The following is a 21,368-nucleotide window of genomic DNA, read 5'->3' as shown; positions in this document are numbered from 1 at the left end:
GATTTATACACGACTAACCCAAACAAACAATCGAGTTAGTCCACTACCGGCAAGTAGGAGCGCAAATATGGGGCAAGAGTTTCTGGCCAGCGTCAACACCATAAAGGAGCGGATCACCTATCATGACGATCCTCTCCAGCTGTATCAGCATCTGACGCAAGATGCGGCACATACCATGTTGCTGGAATCGGCTGAGATAGACAGTAAGGATCACCTCAAGAGCATCATCATGACCCACGCCGCCCTGGCCATACGTTGTGAAGGTTATCAGCTCAGCTTCACCGCGCTGAGCGACAGTGGTCAGGCGCTACTCGCCCCCATCGCCCGCTTCTTCGGCAGCGACGAGCGTCAACTTGAAGGCAAGACCTTAACCCTTACCCTGCAAAAGGATGCGGGCCTACTGGATGAAGATGCCAGATTAAAGTCGACCTCACCCCTAGATGGCCTGCGCACCCTGATAAAGCATATCGACATGGGCGATGATGCCCAATTCGAGAGCCTGTTTCTCGGCGGCGTGCTGGCGTTCGATCTTATCGACACGGTAGAGCCGCTGCCCAAGGTGAGCCAAAGCGCCAATACCTGCCCCGACTATCTCTTCTATCTGGCGGAAACCCTTATTCTGGTGGATCACCAAACCCGCAGCGCCGACATCATCAGCCATGATTTTACCCAGCAGGCCGATGTTAAGACATCATCAGTCGCGGCGACACTGGCCGAGCGACGCGCCCAGCTCAGCCAAGCCTGCGGCTCGCTTCCTGAGATAGCGCCACTATCTCCTGTCGATGGTGAAGCCGAGGTCAATGTTTCCGATGAAGCGTTCAAGACCATAGTGACAGATCTTAAGTCTCACATCGTCGCCGGCGACATCTTTCAGGTGGTGCCTTCGCGCAGCTTCAGCCTTCCCTGCCCAAGCCCACTGGGCGCCTACCGCGCCCTAAGAGAGACCAACCCCAGCCCCTACATGTTCTACTTTCGCGGCGATGACTTTACCCTGTTTGGCGCCTCGCCAGAGAGTGCCCTCAAGTATGAGGCCAGCACCAATCAGGTCGAGATCTACCCCATCGCCGGTACCCGCAAGCGCGGCAAGACCGCGAATGGCGATATCGACTTCGATCTCGACAGCCGTATCGAGCTGGAGCTGCGCCTGGACAAGAAAGAGTTGTCCGAACACCTGATGTTGGTGGATCTGGCCCGTAACGATGTGGCCCGCATCAGCCAAAGCGGCACACGTAAGGTGGCCGAGCTACTCAAGGTCGACCGCTACTCCCACGTGATGCACCTGGTCAGCCGAGTGACAGGCCAGCTGAGAGCCGATCTCGATGCCCTGCACGCCTATCAGGCCTGCATGAACATGGGCACACTCACCGGCGCCCCTAAGGTTAGCGCGGCGCAGCTGATCCGCGGCGCCGAAAAGGCCCGCCGCGGCAGCTATGGCGGCGCCGTGGGCTATCTCAATGGCCTGGGCGACATGGACACCTGCATAGTGATCCGCTCCGCCTTCGTAAAAGATGGGCAGGCCCATATTCAAGCCGGGGCCGGCGTGGTCTACGACTCAGACCCACAGGCCGAAGCCGACGAGACCCGCCAGAAGGCCCAGGCGGTCATATCAGCCATCAAGATGGGAGGCGGACAATGAAGCTCTACCTACTGGATAATTTCGACTCTTTTACCTACAACCTGGTGGATCAGTTCCGCAGCCTGGGTTTCGAGGTGGTGATCTACCGCAACGACTTAGACGCCCAGTTTATCGCCGACAAGCTGTTACAAGAGCAAGATAAGGCGGCGCTAGTGTTATCACCCGGCCCAGGCGCCCCCCATGAGGCGGGCTGCCTGATGGCGCTCATCGATCTCTTGGCGGGCAAGGTACCTATGCTGGGGATCTGCCTCGGCCATCAGGCGATGATCGAGCATTTCGGCGGCAAGGTGGAACGCGCCAAACAAGTGGTCCATGGTAAGGCCAGCCCAACCGAGCACAATGGTCAAGGGATCTTTGCCGGCCTACCCTCGCCGCTCCCTGTCGCCCGTTATCACAGTCTGGTGGCCACCAGAGTGCCCGACTGCCTCGAGGTGATCGCCACCACAGACGAGATGCCCATGGCCATCTCCCATAAAACCGTAAAAGCGGTGGGCTTTCAGTTCCACCCCGAGTCAATCCTGACCACACTCGGCAGCCAGCTGCTGACACAGACATTGACCTACCTGACCCAAGACGCCCAGTTAAACCGCGGCCAAGGAGTATTGTAATGAGTGAACTACAGCCGATTTTCGACAGCCTCTATCAAGGACAATCCATTAGCCGCGAAGAGACCAAGGCACTGTTTAGCGAGATAGTAGCAGGCAAGATGGACCCGGTTGCCATGGCAGGCATGTTAGTGGCGATGAAGATGCGCGGCGAGACCATAGATGAGATCTCAGGCGCGGCCGATGCGCTGCTGCAGGCCTCCAAGACCTTTCCTGTTCCCAGCGAGGCCACGCGCTCCCAGGGCATAGTGGATATCGTCGGCACCGGCGGTGACGGCCATAACACCATCAATATCTCCACCACCTCAGCCTTTGTGGCCGCCGCAGCGGGCGCCAAGGTCGCCAAGCACGGCAATCGCAGCGTGTCGAGCAAGTCGGGCTCGTCGGATCTGCTGGCGCAGTTTGGCATAGATCTCACCATGGCACCGGAAACCGCCAGAGACTGTCTCGACGAACTGGGCCTCTGCTTCCTGTTTGCTCCCCACTACCACGGCGGCGTGCGCCATGCGGTACCGGTACGTCAGGCGCTGAAGACCCGCACCCTGTTTAACCTGCTCGGGCCCCTCATCAATCCGGCTCGCCCCGACTATATGCTGCTGGGCGTCTATGATCAGATGCTGGTGCGTCCTATCTGCGACGTACTCAAGGCGCTGGATGTCAAACGCGCCATGGTGGTGCATGGTAGCGGCATGGATGAAGTGGCGGTGCATGGCGAAACATTGGTATGTGAGTTAAAACAGGGCGAGATAGTCGAATATTACCTCTCACCCGAAGCTTTGGGACTCAGCCGCGCGCAAATAACTGATCTGGCCGGTGCAGGCCCTGCCGAAAACGCCGAAATCACCCGCGCCATATTGCAAGGCAAAGGAGAATTGGCGCACACTGAGGCGGTAGCGGCAAATGCTGGCTGCGCCCTCTATGTGGCAGGCTGCTGTGACAGCCCACAGCAAGGCACGGCGCTGGCACTCGACACCTTGGCCAGCGGCAAGGCATACACCCTACTCCAGCAGCTTGCTAGCGCGAGCCAAAGTGACCAGCAAGGAAGTAACTGATGCAAGCGAGCGTAAACAACCCAATCGACAGTTCATCGACAATCAGCAATGTGCTGACCCGTATCGTCGACACCAAACCGGCCCATATTGCCGCCCTCAAGCAACGCTTTCCCGAGGCATCGTTAGCGCCAAAGCAGTCGGATCGCAGCCTGTATCAGGCCCTCAAGGCACCCAACGCTGGCTTCATCTTCGAGTGCAAGAAGGCCAGCCCGTCAAAAGGGCTCATCAGACAAGACTTTAATGTCGAAGCCATTGCCGATGTCTACCTGCATTACGCCGCCGCCATCTCGGTACTGACCGACGAGCAGTTTTTTCAGGGCGACATGGATTACCTGCCAAAAGTGCGTGCCCGGGTGACCCAGCCCATCTTATGTAAAGACTTCTTCGTCGATCCCTACCAGGTGAAACTGGCGGCCCATCAAGGCGCCGATGCCATTTTGCTGATGCTATCTGTGCTCGATGATGAACGCTATCAACAGCTCGCGAGCCTGGCCGCACAGTACCAACTGGATGTGCTGACCGAGGTCAGTAACGAGGAAGAGCTCAATCGCGCCATCGCGCTGGATGCCGCCATCATAGGAATTAACAATCGCAATCTGAGGGATCTCACCACAGATCTCGCGACCACGGAGGCGCTTGCGCCGCACATCCCGGCCGACCGCGTGGTGGTCAGCGAATCGGGGATCTACACTCAGCAGCAGGTGAGACGCCTAAGCCCGCTGGTCGATGGCTTCCTGGTGGGCAGCTCCTTGATGGCCGAGCCAGATCTGGATCTCGCCTGTCGCACGCTCACCCTGGGTCACAACAAGGTCTGCGGCTTGACCCGCATCGAAGATGTGCGCGCCGTAGCCGAGGCGGGCGCCATCTATGGCGGCCTGATCTTCGCCGAGAAATCACCCCGCTATGTCAGCCCAGAGCAGGCGCTAAGCCTGGTCGAGCAGCAGCGAAACACAGGTAAGGCGCTCAACTTCGTCGGCGTATTCGTAAACGAAGCGCCGGGCACCATTGCCGAACTGGCCAAGCGCCTCAATCTCTTCGCCGTGCAGCTTCACGGCAAGGAGAGCGAATACGATATCGATCAGCTCAGACTCAAGCTAAACGAACTTGATTGCCAGACCCAGATCTGGAAAGCGGTAGCCGTCAGCGTCGATAGCGACGATTGCCAAGCCCCCGCCACGCCAGCCAATGCCGATCGCCTGCTCTACGACAGCAAGACACAGGCGCCAAACGGCGTGCAATTTGGCGGCACTGGTCAGGCCTTTAACTGGCAGCAACAATTGCCCGAAAAGGCGAGCGCCATGTTGGCCGGTGGGCTTAACGCAGGCAACGCCTTCGACGCCGCCAGGCAGGGCTTCTTCGGTCTGGACTTTAATTCTGGCCTAGAGTCGGCGCCCGGCATCAAAGATGCTGAGTTGATCGCGCTAACCTTCACAGCCTTGAGAAAATATTAACCTTTTGCGGCGCATATATGGCGCCGCCCTATAGAGAGAGCTTTATGATGACTAAGCTGGACCCTTATTTCGGCGAATATGGCGGCATGTTTGTCCCGCAAATCCTGATGCCCGCCCTCAAGCAGCTCGAGGCCGCCTTCGTCGAGGCGCAAAACGATCCGAGCTTTCAGGCCGAGTTTACCGATCTGCTGAAAAACTATGCCGGCAGACCGACCGCCCTCACCTTGACCCGTAACCTCAGCCCCAACCCCTTGGTGAAAATCTACCTCAAGCGTGAAGATCTGCTCCATGGCGGTGCCCACAAGACCAACCAGGTGCTGGGACAGGCGCTGCTGGCCAAGCGCATGGGCAAGAAAGAGATCATCGCCGAGACCGGCGCCGGACAGCACGGTGTCGCCACGGCACTGGCCTGCGCCCTGCTGGGGTTAAAATGCAAGGTCTACATGGGCGCCAAAGACGTCGAGCGTCAGTCACCCAACGTGTTCCGTATGCGTCTGATGGGCGCCGAGGTGATCCCTGTCACCTCAGGCTCAGCCACTCTAAAAGATGCCTGTAACGAGGCGATGCGCGACTGGTCCGCCAGCTACGACAAGGCCCACTACCTGCTAGGCACTGCCGCCGGGCCACACCCCTTCCCCACCATAGTGCGTGAATTTCAACGTATGATAGGCGAAGAGACCAAGGCGCAGATCCTCGAGCGTGAAGGTCGCCTGCCCGATGCGGTGATCGCCTGTGTCGGCGGCGGTTCAAACGCCATCGGCATGTTTGCCGATTTTATCGACGAGCCATCGGTAAAATTAATCGGTGTCGAGCCTGCAGGCCTCGGCATAGACACCCCCAAACATGGCGCGCCCCTCAAACACGGTAAGACGGGGATCTTCTTCGGCATGAAGGCGCCGCTGATGCAAGACAAAGAGGGGCAGATTGAAGAGTCTTACTCCATCTCTGCCGGGTTAGACTTCCCATCGGTGGGCCCGCAGCACGCCCATCTGGCGGCAACCGGCCGCGCCACCTATGAGTCAGCCACAGATGACGAAGCCTTAGCAGCCTTCCAGCTGCTGGCGCGCAGCGAAGGGATCATCCCCGCGCTGGAATCGGCCCATGCGCTGGCCTATGCCATCAAGCTGGCCGAAGCCGCCACAGAGGAAACCCTATTAGTGGTTAACCTGTCTGGCCGTGGCGACAAGGATATCTTCACCGTTGCCGATATCTTAGAAAAGCAACAAACAACCGACGAGGAGAGCGGCAATGAGTAACCGTTATCAGGCAGCATTTGCCGCACTAGAAGCCAATAACCGCGGTGCATTTGTACCCTTCGTTACCATAGGCGACCCTAACAGAGCATTGTCACTGAAGATCATCGAGACCTTGGTAGAGAATGGCGCCGACGCGCTGGAGCTGGGCTTTCCCTTCTCCGATCCCCTCGCCGATGGCCCAGTGATCCAGGGAGCAAATTTGCGCGCCTTAGCAGCAGGCACCACGCCGGGCGCCTGCTTCGAGATCATCGCAGCGGTGCGCGCCAAATACCCAGAGCTGCCCATCGGCCTGCTGCTGTATGCCAACCTGGTGTATGCCAACGGGGTCGAAGCCTTCTATGCCAAGGCAAAGGCCGCCGGCGTAGATTCTGTGCTGATCGCCGACGTGCCAGTTGAAGAGGCTGCCCCCTTCATTGCCGCGGCCAAGGCCCACGACATTGCCCCTATCTTTATCGCGCCGCCTAACGGCGATGAGCAGACGCTACGCCAGGTGGCCGAGCAGGGTCAGGGTTACACCTATCTGCTCTCACGCGCCGGGGTAACCGGCACTGAGTCTAAGGCAGGCATGCCGCTAGATGACATCCTGGCCCAACTCAAAGCCTTCGATGCGCCGCCGCCCATATTGGGCTTCGGTATCGCCGAGCCGGCTCAGGTTGAGGCCGCCATCGCCTCGGGTGCGGCGGGCGCCATCTCGGGCTCGGCAGTGGTGAAGATCATCGAGGCCCATCAAGACGATGAACAGGCCCTGCTCGGCGCCTTAGCCAAGTTCACCCGCGAGATGAAGGCGGCAACCTAAGCTTAAGTTTCACACCAGACAGCTCAGAAGATGCATTACCATCCCCGCCCCGTGCGGGGATTTTTTTATCCATCATGGCCATAGCACTGATCCTTTCATCGCCTGTCGCCGTAACCCTTACAGCCACCTATCTAGCCCAAATATTCCAAGCTGAAGGAGATAGATTCAACACTCATCCTCAGTCCCTTGAATACTGAACAAGATTTACAGTAACAGGAGCAATAGGTGGCCAAGGCCTATACTTACTCTATTGCGCTAAAAGCGTTTTTTAACGGCCATCTGTTAACCGCTACTTTGCAAAACCCAGTAGCCCGCATCGCCATTTTACATAAGGACGCGCCATGCAAAGCTTTGACAACTTGTTTAAGGGAGTGATCTTCGATCTCGACGGCACCTTGGTGAGCAGCTCGCTCGACTTCAAGGCGCTCAAGCAGGCGGTCGGCTGCCCGTTAGATCAGGATATTCTCACCTTCGTGAGGCAGCTGCCATCGATGCGCTCGGCCGAGGCGCACAAGATCATCACACGGGCGGAGCACCTGGACGCTATGAGTGCCGAGGCGCTAACCGGCGCATTAGCCCTGCTGGATTTCTTACTCCTGCAACAGATCCCAACGGCCATTGTCACCCGCAACAGTCGCCGCGCCGCCGAGTTAAAGATAGAGCGCTGCAAGCTACCGATAGACCTCATCTACAGCCGCGACGATGGCCCGGCCAAACCCGATCCCAGCTGTCTGCTGGCGCTAGCGAAGGCCTGGCAGCTGCCACCACAGCAGATAGCCTATGTCGGCGACCATCACTATGATGTCCAGGCCGCCAAGCGAGCAGGCATGCCATCGGTACTGCTCACCGCGCAACGATCCTATGGCGAGCAGCACGGCGCCAGTTTCATCTTCAAAGATCTGATGGCGCTGCATAGGGCCCTGCCCTCCATCTCGCTATGCGCCTAGCTCACCTTGTTGGCAGCCTGTCATTGGCGAGTATCCTGCTACCCATGAGCCTTATTACAACCCAAGGAGCCGAGACTAAGATGCACACACTAGCCTTATTGAGTCACCCCGGCCACTGGCAGATCATCAACGACGGCGTGATGGGCGGGCGTTCCCAGAGTCAGTTAAGTGAAGTCGTCGGCGAGGGGCAACCCCATAAGCTGCGCTTCAGCGGCAAGGTGTCTTTGGAAAACAACGGCGGCTTTGCATCGGTGTCACGCACCCTGAACCAGGAAGAGCAACACCTGGTGCAGCAAGGCAGTCCAAGTCGAATAAACCTTTCAGCCCTGGGCGATGGCAAGCGCTATCAGCTCAGGCTAAAAGTGCTAAAACAGGGGCAATTGGTGGGGTACAAGGCCAACTTTGCGACCCAGACGGCTAAGGAGCAACGCTGGTCATTTGCGCCTGAGGACTTTATCGAGACCTTTCGCGGCAGCGACTATCCAGATCGCCCCCATCCAGATTTCACCCAGCTAGTCGCCGTCGGCCTGCTGATTGGCGAAGGCCAGACCGGAGAGTTCGAACTGCAATTGAATCACCTCGGCTTTCAATAGCACAGCCCTAGGGCCTGTTGACCTTTCCTGTTTGTTTCTGCAGCATTTTGTAGGTTATTTATACAAGGCAGAGTCCGTATAGTGTAGTTATTCTACATGAGCGGGCGATAACGCCGTAGAAATGGCCTACAAAAGCTGCCCGAAGGGTTCATCTAAACGCGCCTTGCCCTTTGTTGCCTGCTATTTACATAGAATAACTATGCCGCACCGCATGCGCCTTGAGCAAAACGCGTTTAGATCGAACAAAAATTAAACCTGCAAGATAAACAGGCCCTAGCCCTCGTGGGAGAGAAATTCGATGATCTCATCCATATTGAGATCGAAGTCATCGGCGCGCACATTCTTCACTATGATGTCATCGCGCATCGCCGCCAAATCGATATTGGCCGAGACCTCGAAGTGATTGGGATTGAGGCAGTAAAAAGGCTTCACATTGGGACGAATGGGATCATGCTGGTTATGACTCTCGACAATCGCCAGTCGATTGGACTCCAGTTGTACCAGTGAGCCCACGGGATAGACCCCCATACACTTGATGAAATGATCCACCAACTCACTATCCAGCTCATTATTTTCCCCTAGCGCCCTTAGGATGCTAAAGGCCTTCACCTGAGGATAACCCGCCTTGTAACAGCGATTGGCGGTCAGGGCGTCGAAGATGTCACAGATGGCGATCATCCGCCCGTAACGGGAGATCGCCTCGGCAGAGACGCCAAAAGGATACCCCTTACCGTTTAGCTTCTCATGGTGAAGCCTGGCCACCTCCAGGCTGAGGGGGCTGATGTTGGGGGTATTCTCTATGATACTGATGGAGTGATTGGCATGGGTCTTCATCACCTCGAACTCCTCGGCCGTTAACCGGCCCGGCTTGTCGAGTATGCTGGGGGAGATCATGATCTTACCCACATCGTGTAAGAAGGCGCCGATCGCCAGCTCTCGCACTATCTCTTTATCTATCTTGAGGTAGCAGGCAAAAATCGTCATCAGCACAGACACGGCCACCGAGTGCTCCAGCAGGTACTGATCCTTATGGCGTATGTTGATCACGCAGGCCAGCGCATCGGGATTATCAAATATCGCCTCGATAGACTGCTCGGTGACCCGTTTTACCGGTTCAAGGGTCAGGGGCACGCCATTTTGCGCATCGTCGAACAGGCGTCTCTGTATCGCCTTCGACTCATTAAACAACTGCTTGGCCTCGGTCAATCGCCGTTTAAAAAACCCAAGAGTCTGCTTTGCTGCCCCGGAAGGCGCTATCTGCCTAGCTTGCTTTTCCTGAGCCGGAGCGGTTTGCGGCACGCGTCGCTTACTGGCATCGACCAATAACTTTTCGATGCCTTTGTGCTTAAATCCGTCTATCACCTGTTGTTTATTGATCCATCCCTGCTCCGCCAGTTGAAACTTGCCCTTGGGCTGAGTGATCTCAACCACATACATACCAACGGTCAATTCCGAAACATCCAGTTCCACTATCATATGCTGTACGCCCGCCCCCAGGAGGAAATTCACTGCTTGCTGTGATGCGCCAAGGCCCACATAAACAGCTTGGCATCATCTGCAAAAATGTAACACAAGCTTTAACAAAAAACTGCGTTTCAAAATCATCAAGATTTGAGGTAAATCAAAAATCTCATCAATAATCATTAACATAGAGTAAACAATCACAATATCCCAGCTGCGTGATTGCCCAAAAGAGCAACAGCGACAATAAAACCTGTGTGTGCGCTAACCCAGATTAAGGAAATTTCATCGCATTTGCGCCGGTTTCACCGCGCCGCACCGTTTGCCCCACCCAAGAGGCATGTTACACTGCCAGCCATCTTACTTCCTTGTTTGGTGAACTTGCCTACATGAAACAACTGCTCGACTTTCTCCCTCTGGTGATCTTTTTCGCCGTCTATAAGTTTTTCGACATCTATATCGCCAGCGGCGCCCTGATAGCGGCCACCGCACTGCAGTTGATCGTCACCTATCTCCTCTATAAGAAGATAGAGAAGATGCACCTGATCACCTTCGCCATGGTGAGCTTCTTCGGCACCCTCACCTTAGTCTTGCATGACGACGCCTTTATCAAATGGAAAGTGACAGTGGTCTATGCCCTGTTCGCCACCGCGCTGGCCGTGAGTCAATATCTGAATAAGCCTATCCTCAAGGGGATGTTGGGTAAGGAGCTGATTGTCGACGACAAAATCTGGTCTCGGGTCACCTGGTACTGGGTCACCTTCTTCCTTGCCTGCGGTCTGGTGAACATCTATGTCGCCTTTAACCTGTCTCAGGAAACCTGGGTCAATTTCAAGGTGTTTGGCCTGACGGCTCTGACACTGATCAACACAGTAGTCACTGTGGTTTACCTCTACAAACATATGCCTGAAGAACATAAAAAGGAACTCAAATAATGTGGTACATGATCTCATCTCAAGATGTTGAAAACAGCTTAGAAAAACGCCTTCAAGCCCGTCCTGATCACTTGGCACGCCTGCAGGCGCTGTCTGACGAGGGTCGCCTGATGATCGCCGGTCCACATCCAGCCATCGACAGCGACAACCCGGGTGAAGCAGGCTTCACCGGCTCACTAGTGGTCGCCGAGTTCGACTCACTGGAAGCGGCTCAGGCCTGGGCAGACCAAGACCCTTATGTAGTCGCCGGTGTCTACCAGAGCGTCATCGTAAAACCCTTTAAGCGCGTACTCCCTTAACACCAATATTTAGGAAGCAAGCTCTTGAAAATTGTTTCATTTAACATCAATGGTCTCAGGGCCAGACTGCATCAGCTACAGGCGCTGATCGACACTCACAGCCCGGATATCATTGGCCTGCAGGAGACCAAGGTGCACGACGAGGCCTTTCCGCTGGCCGAAGTAGAAGCCATGGGCTATCAGGTACACTACCATGGCGGCAAGGCCCACTATGGCGTCGCCATGCTCTCTAAGCAGGCCCCGGTCAAGGTTCAGAAAGGTTTCCCCACAGATGATGAAGAGGCACAACGCCGAATGATCATGGGCACCTTTACCCAGGCCTACGGCCGTCAACTGACGGTACTTAACGGCTACTTTCCCCAGGGCGAGAACATCAGCCATGAGACCAAGTACCCGGCCAAGCGCAAGTTCTACCAGGATCTGATGCAGTATCTGCAGCAGCATCACAGCCCGGATGAAGATATCGCCATCATAGGCGACATCAACATCTCGCCTATCGATCTGGATATCGGCATCGGCGAAGCCAACGCCAAGCGTTGGTTGAAGACAGGCAAGTGCAGCTTCCAGCCCGAAGAGCGTCAGTGGCTACAAACCCTGCTGGACTGGGGACTGATTGACACCTTCCGTCAGCTGCATCCGGCACGCAGCGAGCGCTACTCCTGGTTCGACTATCGCAGCAAGGGCTTCGACGACAACCGTGGCCTACGTATCGACGTGATCCTGGCGACCCCCTCTCTGGCGGAGCGCCTGACCGAATCTGACGTAGATTATGATCTGCGCGGTATCGAGAAACCGTCGGATCATGCCCCGATCTGGAGCAGCTTCCAAGACTAATTCTGTCAGCAATAAAAAAGGCGCCATGAGCGCCTTTTTTATTGGGTATGGCAGCCTAACTACTGCAAGCGATACTGTGACAGGATCCCATCCAGCTCGGCCGAAGACTGCTGCAACTCACTGGCCAGGATCACCGAGCGCTCTGCGGTCTCCTTGATGGTCTGGGACTGATCGCGGATCTCATTGAGCTGAGAGGCGATATCCCGCGCCGACACGCTCTGCTCCTCTGCCGATGCGGCAATTTGCGAACTCATATCGAACACCTGATCGATAGAATCGGCCATGGTATCGACGTCGCTGCCGACCGACTCGATAGCGGACCGGCCAAGCTCGGCCTGCTCCACAATCTCATGGGTGATATCGGCCAATTGGCCCGAGCCAGACTGCAGGCCTTCGATCATCGACTGGATCTCCACCGTCGCCTGCTGAGTGCGTCCGGCCAGGGTACGCACCTCATCGGCCACCACGGCAAAGCCTCGGCCCTGCTCGCCGGCGCGCGCCGCCTCGATTGCCGCGTTGAGCGCCAACAGGTTAGTCTGCTCAGAGATGCCGTTAATGGTGGTGACCACGGCGCCAATCTCAGTGGCATTGCCCGACAGCTGCTCCACCGCGCTGGAAGCCGCATCTATCTGGCCTGTCAGCTGACCGATACGACGCACCGCCTCGGCGATCCGCTGCTTACTGTCGGCCGCGGCCGTCGCATTATGCTTGGTATGATCTGAGGTGTTGGCCGCATTATGGGACACCTCTTCGATTGCGGCGGTCATCTGATCCATCGCCACGGCGACAGTGTCGAGAAACTGATGCTGAAATTGCGCCAGCTCATCATTCTGCTTCGCCTGCTGATTAAACTCATCGGAGGCATTGGCCAGCGTCTGGGCATTGTTGCCTATGGCCTTGACCATCTCACTCATGTTATCGGCGCTGCGATCGATCTCGCGGGCGATAAGGCTAAAGTCATCCTTACCAAAGAAATTCAGCCTAAAGGAGAGATCGCCATCGGCCAACCGCTTAATGGCGATATACATGTCCCACAGGCCACCACCCAATGAGGTGGAGATCCAGTAACTCAGCTGATACAGAGGATAGAGGGCGATCAAGGCTACCCACAGCATCCACCAGGCATCGCGCTTGCCTTCGGCCTCCCAGGCGGTGACATCCTGACTCAGCTGCAAATATTGCCCCGCGACCGGTGCACTGGCGGTCACATTATAGCCTCGGCGCGATTGCTCGTCGCTCGATGCCAGTCTCAGACCGTTATCCTGAGCAAAACGCCCTAGCGCCTCGCCTTTTAAGCCCATCTGGCTGGCGACCCTGGCATAGCTGTCGACGCTGGCCTGCACCCTGGCCGCCGACCCGGCATGCAGCTGGTTGGTGGCGGCGTTTAAGTTCAGCAAGGCGATGGTCAGGGTAATGGCCGTCACCATAGTGCAGACCACCCAAAATTTACCGTTAAGGCTGAGTTTGATCAGCAAGGCATCTATCTTTCTAAACTGGATAGCTTTCATGGAAACCCACTTGTTTATCAGACTAAATTGACGATTTCTTTGGTTCTACCAAATCAAGTTAAGCACAGTTTTTATTCTTGAGCCTTGATTAGGCGTAACTTTATCGCGGGTATGGTCTTAGCGGTAAAGGCCACCATCTGCCCCGTCAGTAGCGTCATGGCATAACCTAGGAGCGCGCCGATAACCAGCGGCGGCAGGATGGCCGCCAGATCGCCGCCTAGGGCGAAGGTGATGCAGCAGCCGATGAAGGCGCCAGGAATGAAGGCGAGTCGCTGATAGCTGGCTTGCAGGCACATCAGGCTGGTGACGACACCCGTTAACAGGTAACCCACCAGTGGCGTCTCGAAATAACTGCTACCAGAAATCACCACCCAGGCCCAGAACACGCCGGAGAGATTGGTGAACCAAGTCATCAGCACCCCTTGAAAACCCGCCTTTGGCTGAGCGAAGAAGGTGCTACACGCGAGAAAGCCAACCCAAGTGACTAAGTGAAATGCATCGGCGCCCCCTGCCCAAACGGCAGCAAGTAACCCTGCAGACAATGCGACCTGCATACGATTTTCCATGTATGACCCCTCATTACATTGGAATATTATTTTTGGTTAAATTACTCCAAAATGAATGACAAAAACAGGATCTAGGCCAAATAAACCGGATTAAATGTTATTGAATTGAAAATTTGACGTCATTTGTAGTAAAAGAACAAAAAAATCGCTTAACAATGGCATAAGCGTGGTGATAAAAAAGCCAGTCGATATAACGACTGGCTCTAATGGTCTACAGCGTATCTATGGATAGCGACTAGATCTTGAAATGATCGCTCAAGGGCAGATCGCGGATCCGCACGCCACTGGCGGCGTAGATGGCGTTGACGATACTGGGCGCAATGGGCGGCACTCCAGGCTCGCCCACCCCGGCCGGCGGCGCCTCAGATGGCACTAAGATGGTCTCTATCTCAGGGCATTGACTCAGGCGCAGCAGCGGATAGTCATGAAAATTAGACTGCTCCACCCGGCCATCCTTAAAGCTAATCCGCCCCATCAGGGCGATGCTCAAGCCAAACATCACAGCACCTTCGAGCTGAGAGGCCACCCTGTCAGGGTTAACCAGGGTACCGGCGTCGATGGCGATGATGGTCTTGAGCACCTTAAGCTGCTTATCCTCGCTCACCTCCACCAGACTCGCGGCCGCCACATAGGCGGTAAAGCTGCGATGCACCGCGAAGCCCCAGCCTTGTCCCGCCTCGGGCTTGGGCAGCTGCTTCACCTTCTGCTCCACTGCTGAGATCACCCCCTTATAACGGGCGGTGTCCACTGGGTGACGGGCCAGGGTCTCACCATAGTTGCCGTAGTTAAACTCTTGATCGCTAAAGGTCTCTTGCCTGTTCTTGCCCAGTAGCTCGCGCCACATGCTAAAGATGTCCAGGTCGCGTTTCACCGCCAGCTCATCGACAAATACCCCTATGCCGAAGCCATGCTGAATGTTGCATACCGAGCGCATCCAGCCGATACGGGTATGGGCGCTGGCCTTCACCGACTCACAGCGCAGGCTGTCGATTGCCAGCGGCACATCGACGAAACCCAGATCCAGCTCCGAGGCGCTGGGTTCATCCACCCCCTCGGCGAAGGTAGAACTGATGCTGGGGAAGCCGGTGCGCTGCAGCATAGCCTCGACCCCCTTGTCGCCCACCCTGGCCTTGAAATACTGGGCACTGATGGCGTGCAGGTAGCCGTTTTGCAGCTCATCCTCGCGGCTCCAGCAGACCTTGACCGGCCGCCCCGCCTGGCGAGACAGCAGCGCCGCCTCGACGCAGAAGTCGGGCTTGGACTTACGACCAAAGGCGCCGCCAAGCAGCGTCACATGCACAGTCACCTGTTCGGCCTTCAGCCCCAGCGCCGCTGCCACTGTGCCCTGAGCACTCTGGGGCGTCTGGGTCGATGCCCAGATCTCCACGCCCTTGTCGGTGACACTCGCGGCTGCCGCTGGCGGCTCCATCATGGCATGGGCCAGATAGGGCACGCTGTAGACCGCCTCTATGGTCTTATCCACGGGCCAGCTCTGGGTCTGCTCCCCCTGTTGTCTTACCGCCTTACCAGGCTTTTGCACCGCCTGCTTAAGCTGCGCAAGATAGGCGCCGGAGTCATGATCATCGTTTGGTGATTCACTCCAGACGATCTTAAGCGCCTTACGTCCCTGGGCCGCACTCCAGGAGTTGGTGGCCAGCACGGCTACGCCGCCTAAAGGTTGGAAGCTTGGGGCGCCCTGATGTCCAGGCAGAGTAATAACATCCACCACGCCCGCAACGGCTCTCGCGGCCTTGTCGTCAAGCTTGGCCAGCTTGCTGCCCAATACGGGCGGACGCACTATGCTGGCATAGAGCATGTTATCGAGCTGGATATCGAAACCATACTCGGCGCTGCCGTCTAATATCGCCTCCATGTCGACTATGGTGTGGCCCTTGCCGATATGGGTAAAGGCCTTGGCGGACTTGAGCTTAAGCCCTTTCACCTCGGGCAGGGGCAACTTGGCCGCCGCCATCGCCAGCTCGCCAAAGCTTAAGCTGCGACCAGAGGCCTGGTGATGCACTTTGTTATCGGCTGTGTGCAGCTCGGCCACCGGTACCTTCAAGCGCTCGGCCGCGGCCTGCTCCAGCATGGTACGCGCCATGGCGCCCATCTCACGCATCTTGTCGAAGCCCTTGCGTATGCTGCGTGAGCCATCGGTGTTCTGACTGCCGTAACGCTTATCGGCCAGCCCCTGCACCACCACGACCTTGTCCCAATCGGCGCCCAGTTCATCGGCCAACACCTGAGGAATGCCGGTGCGGATCCCCTGCCCCATCTCGGAGCGGTGGCAGGTGAGATACACCTTGTCATCCTCGCCTATGGCAATAAACAGGTTGAGGCGCGCCTCGCCGTCTTGTGCCAGCGCCATCGGGCTCCAGGCCAGGCCGCTGCCACCGAGGGCCAGACCGCCACCGGCGGCGCCAAACAGCTTTAACACATCCCGGCGACTAAAATTTTGTACCGCGCTGAACTGACTCATGCCTCCACCTCCCTTGTGCTGGCTACACGTTCGGCTGTAGCACTCGCCTGCTTGATCGCCGCCTTGATGCGGGTATAGGTGCCGCAGCGACAGAGATTGCCCACCATGGCCTCCTCGATCTGGGTATCATCGGGCTGAGGATACTGGCTCAGCAAGGCCGCGGCCGACATGAGTTGCCCCGCCTGACAGTAGCCACACTGGGGCACGTTGTTGTCGCGCCAGGCCTGCTTGAGGCCATCGGCCTTGAGCCCCTCGATAGTGGTCACCCGCTTGCCCTGTACCTGCTTTAGGCTGGTCAGGCAGGCCCTGGCGGGCTCGCCATCCACATGTATGGTGCAGGCGCCGCACAGCCCCGCGCCGCAGCCATACTTGGTGCCTGTCAGCCCGAGGAGATCTCTGATGGCCCAGAGCACGGGCATGTTGGGATCGGCATCTAAGGTGTAATCTTTTCCATTTATCTTGAGTCCGAGTTGAGATTGGGACATCGGTTTCTCCTTGTTGACCAAAGGGGTAAGGTTAACGGCCTTATTTTTAGTAACTTATTTTGTAAAAAAGCATTTGGTACAGCCCGGATTGTAAAAGCTGATTTTTCATAGACTTAGCTTCCACAGGATTAGCTTGCACAGGCTTAGCTTGAATGTGCTTGTTTAGCCTGCATCTGCCGGGCTTAAACCCGCTAGATGGCTATCGGGCGCTCAATTGTCGTTAGCGCATTCGCTACGCCTCGCCCGATAGGCCACTAACTCAGATCGGGTATCGATATCGACGCTGGCATCAGGCATCGCCATGGCGATAAGGGCGCCCTCTTGGTAGCGCCGGGACAAGAGCCCTTTGGCACCGCGATCGCCGCTTAACCCAGAAAGCGCCTCAAAATCGTCATAATGAAACAGCGCGGGCGGCCCTAGGGTTAACTCATAATAGGCACAAACCCGCATATTTGCCCTGCAGCGCGCGCCAAACAGCGCCAGGTAATCCTCAGTATCAAGCAATACCTGATCCCCAAGGGCGATCAGCAGGGACTCGGCCCGGCGCGCCTTGGCCTCCCGGGCCGCGGCGGCAATCGAGTGCCCAAGCCCCCCTTGCCAATCTGAGTTATGCAGCAAGGTTACCGATGGCGGCAGGCAACTGGCGATCGCCTGGTGATGGGCGCCGGTGACCACCACCAGAATGGCCCCAAGCCTGTTCGCAACCTCATTCAGTGCTTGGTATTGATGGCCGATAAGGGTCTCTGAGGACTGGCTGATTAAAGGGGCACCAGCCTGTTCGCATGCCAGTTCGCATGCCAGTTCGCATGCCAGTTCATTGGCTTCACTAGACAGAGATTGCGCCAGCTTCACGCCGCCGAAGCGACGACTCTCACCGGCGGCCAACAGGGCTATCATCACCTTGCCTTCGATACAGGTATCCACCTTCATGCCATCACCTCTTTGAGGGCGATGCGTTTGGCGCCGTGCAGCACGCCGTGGCATTCGGACAATATAGAGAGCGCGATCGAAGCCGGCAGCTCGCCCCCTAACACCAGGCCGGCCGGCGCCGAGAAATAGGCGTTAAAGCTTGTCGCGTCGAGCCCGGCAAGGGCCAACACCCTGTCACGTCTGTGGCCAGGACCCAGCAGCGCCAGGTAGCTAAGCTGCTGCGCGTGTTGATGAATTGCCGCAACGGCCTGGGCATCCAGCTCTAGGTTATGCTGCATGACTATGGCACCATCGAGACGGGTCCAGAAATTCTGGGGCAGCTCATTAACTGGCTGCTTGATGATGTTGGCGCCGACAAAATCATACTCCCTGGCATAGCTGGTGCGCCGGTCGACAACATCCACTCGCCAGCCCAACTGCTGGGCAATTTGACACACGGGCTGGGCATCCAGGCCGCCGCCAAAGATGGCGATACGATGCCGCTCGCGCAGGGGAATGATAAGACTGGCTAGCTCACCCGGTAGGACGCCGGGGCGGGAAAAGTCGCTCAGTTGACAGCCGCCATGGGCATCATCCACGGCACGTTGGTCGCACCACACCTGGACGCTCAGCGCACTCGGGGCACCAGGCAATAGAGATTCATCGATGAGTGGCAGCTGATAATGACATTGCCCCCGTGTCGCCAGGGCATCTTTTAAGGCGTGAAAATGTAGATAATGATTGGCGGCGCACAGGGGCACCAACATAAGCCGTATCAGCCCGCCACATCCCAGCTGATAGCTGGCATCGGTTTCATCAGAGGCGTCATAGCAGACGCTGGCCGCCTGCTCCGTCTGAATGAGCCGCTGGGCGCGGCGACGCAAGTCAGCCTCCAGGCAGCCGCCGCTGACGAGTCCGACACTCTTGCCCATGCCATGGATCAGCATCATGGCACCCACCTTGCGGTAGGCTGAGCCCTCTACATGAGTGACCACGGCCAGCACCCAATCATCGTGGGGCGCCGCCGACCAGGCGTTAAGCAGATCTTCGATGTGATGTGACATATTCCGTGTCTCTCAAACAAGTCTGTTATAAAAATTAAGCAATTAACAAATGCTAATGACCTAACCTAGCAGACACGGAAATAAGAAAACAGACGCAAAGCGTTGCAAAAGATTTCACATAAAGGAAACGCGGCCCGAGCGAGCCGCGCAGTTTAACTAACAGATAACCCGATCAGTTCAGCAGTTGATCCGCCACGAAGGGGTTTTGTTGTCGCTCGGCGCCGAAGGTCGAGACAGGCCCATGGCCCGGAATGAAACTCACCTCACGTCCCAGGGGCCAGAGCACCTGAGTGATGGAGTGGATCAGCGCCTGATGACTCGACTGAGGAAAATCGGTGCGGCCGATGGAGCCCTTAAACAGCACATCCCCCACCCAGGCCAGCTTATCGGGCTCGCTGTAAAATACGATGTGGCCCGGCGTATGTCCTGGACAATGCAGCACCTCTAAGGTCTGCTCGCCGACGCTAACCCTATCGCCCGAACAAAGATACTGCGCAGGTGCAAAGGCCGCGACCGGCATAAAACCAAAGTGCTTGCTCTGTTGCGGCAGGGTCTCGAGCCAGAAGGCATCATCCTTGTGAGGGCCAATAATGGGCACGCCCGTGGCATCCGCCAGCGCCTTGGCGCCGCCCACATGGTCGATATGCCCATGGGTTAGCAGTATTTTCTCTAGCGTCAGGCCATGTTGCGTCAGCTGCTGCTGGATGCGCTCTATGTCGCCGCCGGGGTCGACCACAGCGGCCTGCTTGGTTTTTTCGCACCAGATGATGCTGCAATTTTGCTGAAAAGGCGTCACAGGCACAATTTGATACTTCATCTTATTCTTTCCACTTTCATCCACCTCGGCATAGATTAAGTGATCGCGGTGGGATTCACTAACGGCACTGACAAAAAGATTGATCTAGGATAACCTATCCGCGTCATTTAGTACCCCATTGCCTCACACTGGCGCATAAAATTTACAATAAAGGCTCATCATGTCAGACCTTCAACGCCTCGCCGGCATCCACTGCCGCAAACATCAATTTTCTCTGCCACTGAATCACAATGCAAAGGATGGCGAAACCATCGAGGTGTTCGCCCGCGAACTCGTGGCCCCAGAACACAAAGACAGCCAGCTGCCTTATCTGGTCTATTTCCAGGGTGGCCCTGGCTTTGGCGCCATCCGGCCCGCGGCAAACGGCGGCTGGATAAAGCGCGCCCTACAGGAGTATCGCGTATTGCTGCTGGATCAGCGCGGCACAGGCCTGTCGAGCCCCATCAACTATGTTTCACTCGCGCACCTCGACTCACAGGCCCAGGCCGACTACCTGAGCCATTTTCGCGCCGACAGCATCATCAAGGATGCCGAGCTTATCCGCGCGCAGCTGATAGGCGATGAAAAATGGAGCATACTCGGCCAGAGCTTCGGCGGCTTCTGCGTACTCAAATACTTAAACGATGCGCCTCAAGGTCTGATTGAGGCCTATATCACGGGCGGCATCCCCTCGCTCACCCGCAGCGCCGATGAGGTCTATCAGGCCACCTACAAGCGAGTGCTGGCCAAGAACCAGGACTTCTTCGCCCGATTCCCCGACGCGCAGGACTTGGTGAAACGCCTGGCGACCTATATACAAGAGAACGAGGTGCGGATCGCCACCGGCGAGCGACTCACAGTAGAGATGTTGCAGCTACTGGGAATCAACATCGGCATGGAGCAAGGCGGCGAGCCTGTCTATTACCTGCTGGAGCAGGCGCTCATCGACACCGCCCAGGGCACTCAGGTTAATCCGCTGTTCTTGGCCCACTTCTGCCAGCTGCTGGACTTTAACACCAACCCCATCTTCGCCCTGCTGCACGAGAGCATCTATTGTCAGCAAGGCGCCTCGAGCTGGGCAGCCCAGCGGGTAAGACAAAGCTATGATGAGTTTAACTACCAGGCAGACAAGCCCTTCCTGTTCACCGGCGAGATGGTCTATCCCTGGTTTTTCGATCAGTTCACCAACCTCAAACCGCTGAAACACGCCGCCCACCTGCTGGCCGACAAGGCCGACTGGCCCATGCTGTACGATCCGGCGAAACTCGCCGACAACCAGGTGCCTGTGGCCGCGGCCATCTATAGCGAAGATATGTTTGTGGAAATGAATTACAGCCTGGAGACCGCCGCTCAGGTGGGGAACCTGAGGTACTGGCTCACCTCAGAATATGAGCACAATGGCATCCGCATGGATGGAGAGCATATTTTGGATAGGTTGATTGGGATTAATGTAAGCGTCCGACAAACTGCACCTTCATATTTTAGCTATCAGCCACCATCATTGTTCTTCTGATTTATAGGAGGACAATATGTTTAATAACAGTACCCGGCTTGATGTCACTTTGATATGCGGCATCACTGATATGCGCAAGTCGATAGATGGTTTGAGTAACATTGTTGCTTATAGCTTGCGACAAGAGCCCTGTAATGGGCACTTGTTTGTTTTCTGTAATCGACAGCGCAATAAATTGAAGAT

Annotated in this window: 21 protein-coding genes; 12 read left to right on the top strand and 9 right to left on the bottom strand. The window is 56.6% G+C overall.

The genetic code is table 11. The annotated features are described in order from the left end of the window. Positions 1-67: 67 nt before the first annotated feature. The 8 genes from L1D47_RS15635 (at position 68) to L1D47_RS15600 (ending at position 8,336) form a co-directional block, all read left to right on the top strand. Positions 68-1,636, top strand: coding sequence for an anthranilate synthase component 1 (locus tag L1D47_RS15635; protein ID WP_239885960.1), 1,569 nt, complete (start codon positions 68-70; stop codon positions 1,634-1,636). Next, positions 1,633-2,244: an aminodeoxychorismate/anthranilate synthase component II gene (locus L1D47_RS15630; protein ID WP_239885959.1), complete on the top strand. Its 612-nt coding sequence runs from the start codon at positions 1,633-1,635 to the stop codon at positions 2,242-2,244. Before L1D47_RS15635 ends, L1D47_RS15630 begins: the two co-directional genes overlap by 4 nt. Continuing rightward, positions 2,238-3,293: an anthranilate phosphoribosyltransferase gene (gene trpD, locus L1D47_RS15625; protein ID WP_239885962.1), complete on the top strand. Its 1,056-nt coding sequence runs from the start codon at positions 2,238-2,240 to the stop codon at positions 3,291-3,293. Before L1D47_RS15630 ends, trpD begins: the two co-directional genes overlap by 7 nt. Further along, complete coding sequence (trpCF, locus tag L1D47_RS15620; protein ID WP_239885958.1) at positions 3,293-4,744, top strand: bifunctional indole-3-glycerol-phosphate synthase TrpC/phosphoribosylanthranilate isomerase TrpF; 1,452 nt, start codon at positions 3,293-3,295, stop codon at positions 4,742-4,744. Before trpD ends, trpCF begins: the two co-directional genes overlap by 1 nt. 47 nt (positions 4,745-4,791) lie before the next feature. Continuing rightward, a complete protein-coding gene (gene trpB, locus L1D47_RS15615) occupies positions 4,792-6,000 on the top strand; it encodes a tryptophan synthase subunit beta (RefSeq protein ID WP_239885961.1) in 1,209 nt (402 codons plus the stop codon). After that, the gene (gene trpA, locus L1D47_RS15610; protein ID WP_239885957.1) at positions 5,993-6,796 is read left to right on the top strand and encodes a tryptophan synthase subunit alpha; all 804 of its coding nucleotides are present in this window, start codon (positions 5,993-5,995) and stop codon (positions 6,794-6,796) included. Before trpB ends, trpA begins: the two co-directional genes overlap by 8 nt. Positions 6,797-7,137: 341 nt before the next feature. Then, the gene (locus tag L1D47_RS15605) at positions 7,138-7,743 is read left to right on the top strand and encodes an HAD-IA family hydrolase (protein WP_239885956.1); all 606 of its coding nucleotides are present in this window, start codon (positions 7,138-7,140) and stop codon (positions 7,741-7,743) included. 80 nt (positions 7,744-7,823) lie between these two features. Beyond that, a complete protein-coding gene (locus tag L1D47_RS15600) occupies positions 7,824-8,336 on the top strand; it encodes a CIA30 family protein (protein WP_239885955.1) in 513 nt (170 codons plus the stop codon). Positions 8,337-8,609: 273 nt separating this feature from the next. Here L1D47_RS15600 and L1D47_RS15595 read toward each other — a convergent pair whose 3' ends face one another. Next, positions 8,610-9,812, bottom strand: a complete 1,203-nt coding sequence (locus L1D47_RS15595; RefSeq protein ID WP_239885954.1) for an HD-GYP domain-containing protein — start codon at positions 9,810-9,812, stop codon at positions 8,610-8,612. A gap of 374 nt (positions 9,813-10,186) precedes the next feature. Between L1D47_RS15595 and L1D47_RS15590 the strand changes: the two genes are divergently transcribed. Genes L1D47_RS15590 through xthA form a run of 3 tightly spaced genes read left to right on the top strand, consistent with a single transcriptional unit; the run spans position 10,187 to position 11,865 of the window. Further along, a complete protein-coding gene (locus L1D47_RS15590; protein ID WP_041511106.1) occupies positions 10,187-10,732 on the top strand; it encodes a septation protein A in 546 nt (181 codons plus the stop codon). Further along, positions 10,732-11,031, top strand: coding sequence for a YciI family protein (locus L1D47_RS15585; RefSeq protein ID WP_239885953.1), 300 nt, complete (start codon positions 10,732-10,734; stop codon positions 11,029-11,031). The genes L1D47_RS15590 and L1D47_RS15585 overlap by 1 nt, the downstream gene beginning before the upstream one ends. A 24-nt stretch (positions 11,032-11,055) precedes the next feature. Continuing rightward, the gene (xthA, locus tag L1D47_RS15580; RefSeq protein ID WP_239885952.1) at positions 11,056-11,865 is read left to right on the top strand and encodes an exodeoxyribonuclease III; all 810 of its coding nucleotides are present in this window, start codon (positions 11,056-11,058) and stop codon (positions 11,863-11,865) included. Between the two features lie 59 nt (positions 11,866-11,924). Here the strand turns inward: xthA and L1D47_RS15575 are convergent, their stop codons facing one another. The 7 genes from L1D47_RS15575 to L1D47_RS15545 form a co-directional block, all read right to left on the bottom strand. Continuing rightward, complete coding sequence (locus tag L1D47_RS15575; RefSeq protein ID WP_239885951.1) at positions 11,925-13,373, bottom strand: methyl-accepting chemotaxis protein; 1,449 nt, start codon at positions 13,371-13,373, stop codon at positions 11,925-11,927. 71 nt (positions 13,374-13,444) lie between these two features. After that, complete coding sequence (locus L1D47_RS15570; protein WP_239885950.1) at positions 13,445-13,939, bottom strand: DUF1097 domain-containing protein; 495 nt, start codon at positions 13,937-13,939, stop codon at positions 13,445-13,447. A 235-nt stretch (positions 13,940-14,174) separates the two neighbouring features. Next, a complete protein-coding gene (locus L1D47_RS15565; protein ID WP_239885949.1) occupies positions 14,175-16,418 on the bottom strand; it encodes a molybdopterin cofactor-binding domain-containing protein in 2,244 nt (747 codons plus the stop codon). After that, a complete protein-coding gene (locus L1D47_RS15560) occupies positions 16,415-16,903 on the bottom strand; it encodes a (2Fe-2S)-binding protein (protein ID WP_239885948.1) in 489 nt (162 codons plus the stop codon). Before L1D47_RS15560 ends, L1D47_RS15565 begins: the two co-directional genes overlap by 4 nt. A 210-nt stretch (positions 16,904-17,113) precedes the next feature. Then, positions 17,114-17,833: an NTP transferase domain-containing protein gene (locus tag L1D47_RS15555; RefSeq protein WP_239885947.1), complete on the bottom strand. Its 720-nt coding sequence runs from the start codon at positions 17,831-17,833 to the stop codon at positions 17,114-17,116. Further along, positions 17,830-18,876: an XdhC family protein gene (locus tag L1D47_RS15550; RefSeq protein WP_239885946.1), complete on the bottom strand. Its 1,047-nt coding sequence runs from the start codon at positions 18,874-18,876 to the stop codon at positions 17,830-17,832. Before L1D47_RS15550 ends, L1D47_RS15555 begins: the two co-directional genes overlap by 4 nt. A 172-nt stretch (positions 18,877-19,048) precedes the next feature. Next, positions 19,049-19,693, bottom strand: coding sequence for an MBL fold metallo-hydrolase (locus L1D47_RS15545; RefSeq protein WP_239885945.1), 645 nt, complete (start codon positions 19,691-19,693; stop codon positions 19,049-19,051). A gap of 160 nt (positions 19,694-19,853) precedes the next feature. Between L1D47_RS15545 and L1D47_RS15540 the strand changes: the two genes are divergently transcribed. Beyond that, a complete protein-coding gene (locus L1D47_RS15540) occupies positions 19,854-21,185 on the top strand; it encodes an alpha/beta fold hydrolase (protein WP_239885944.1) in 1,332 nt (443 codons plus the stop codon). 1 nt (position 21,186) lies between these two features. Here L1D47_RS15540 and L1D47_RS15535 read toward each other — a convergent pair. Beyond that, on the bottom strand, positions 21,187-21,368 hold a 182-nt coding region (locus tag L1D47_RS15535; protein ID WP_239884345.1), incomplete at its 5' end, for a hypothetical protein.

It is taken from the genome of Shewanella sp. Isolate7 (genome assembly GCF_022398425.1).
Classification (GTDB): domain Bacteria; phylum Pseudomonadota; class Gammaproteobacteria; order Enterobacterales; family Shewanellaceae; genus Shewanella.
The sequence above is the reverse complement of the archived record's forward strand: the minus strand, read 5'-3'. Positions and strand labels throughout refer to the sequence as shown.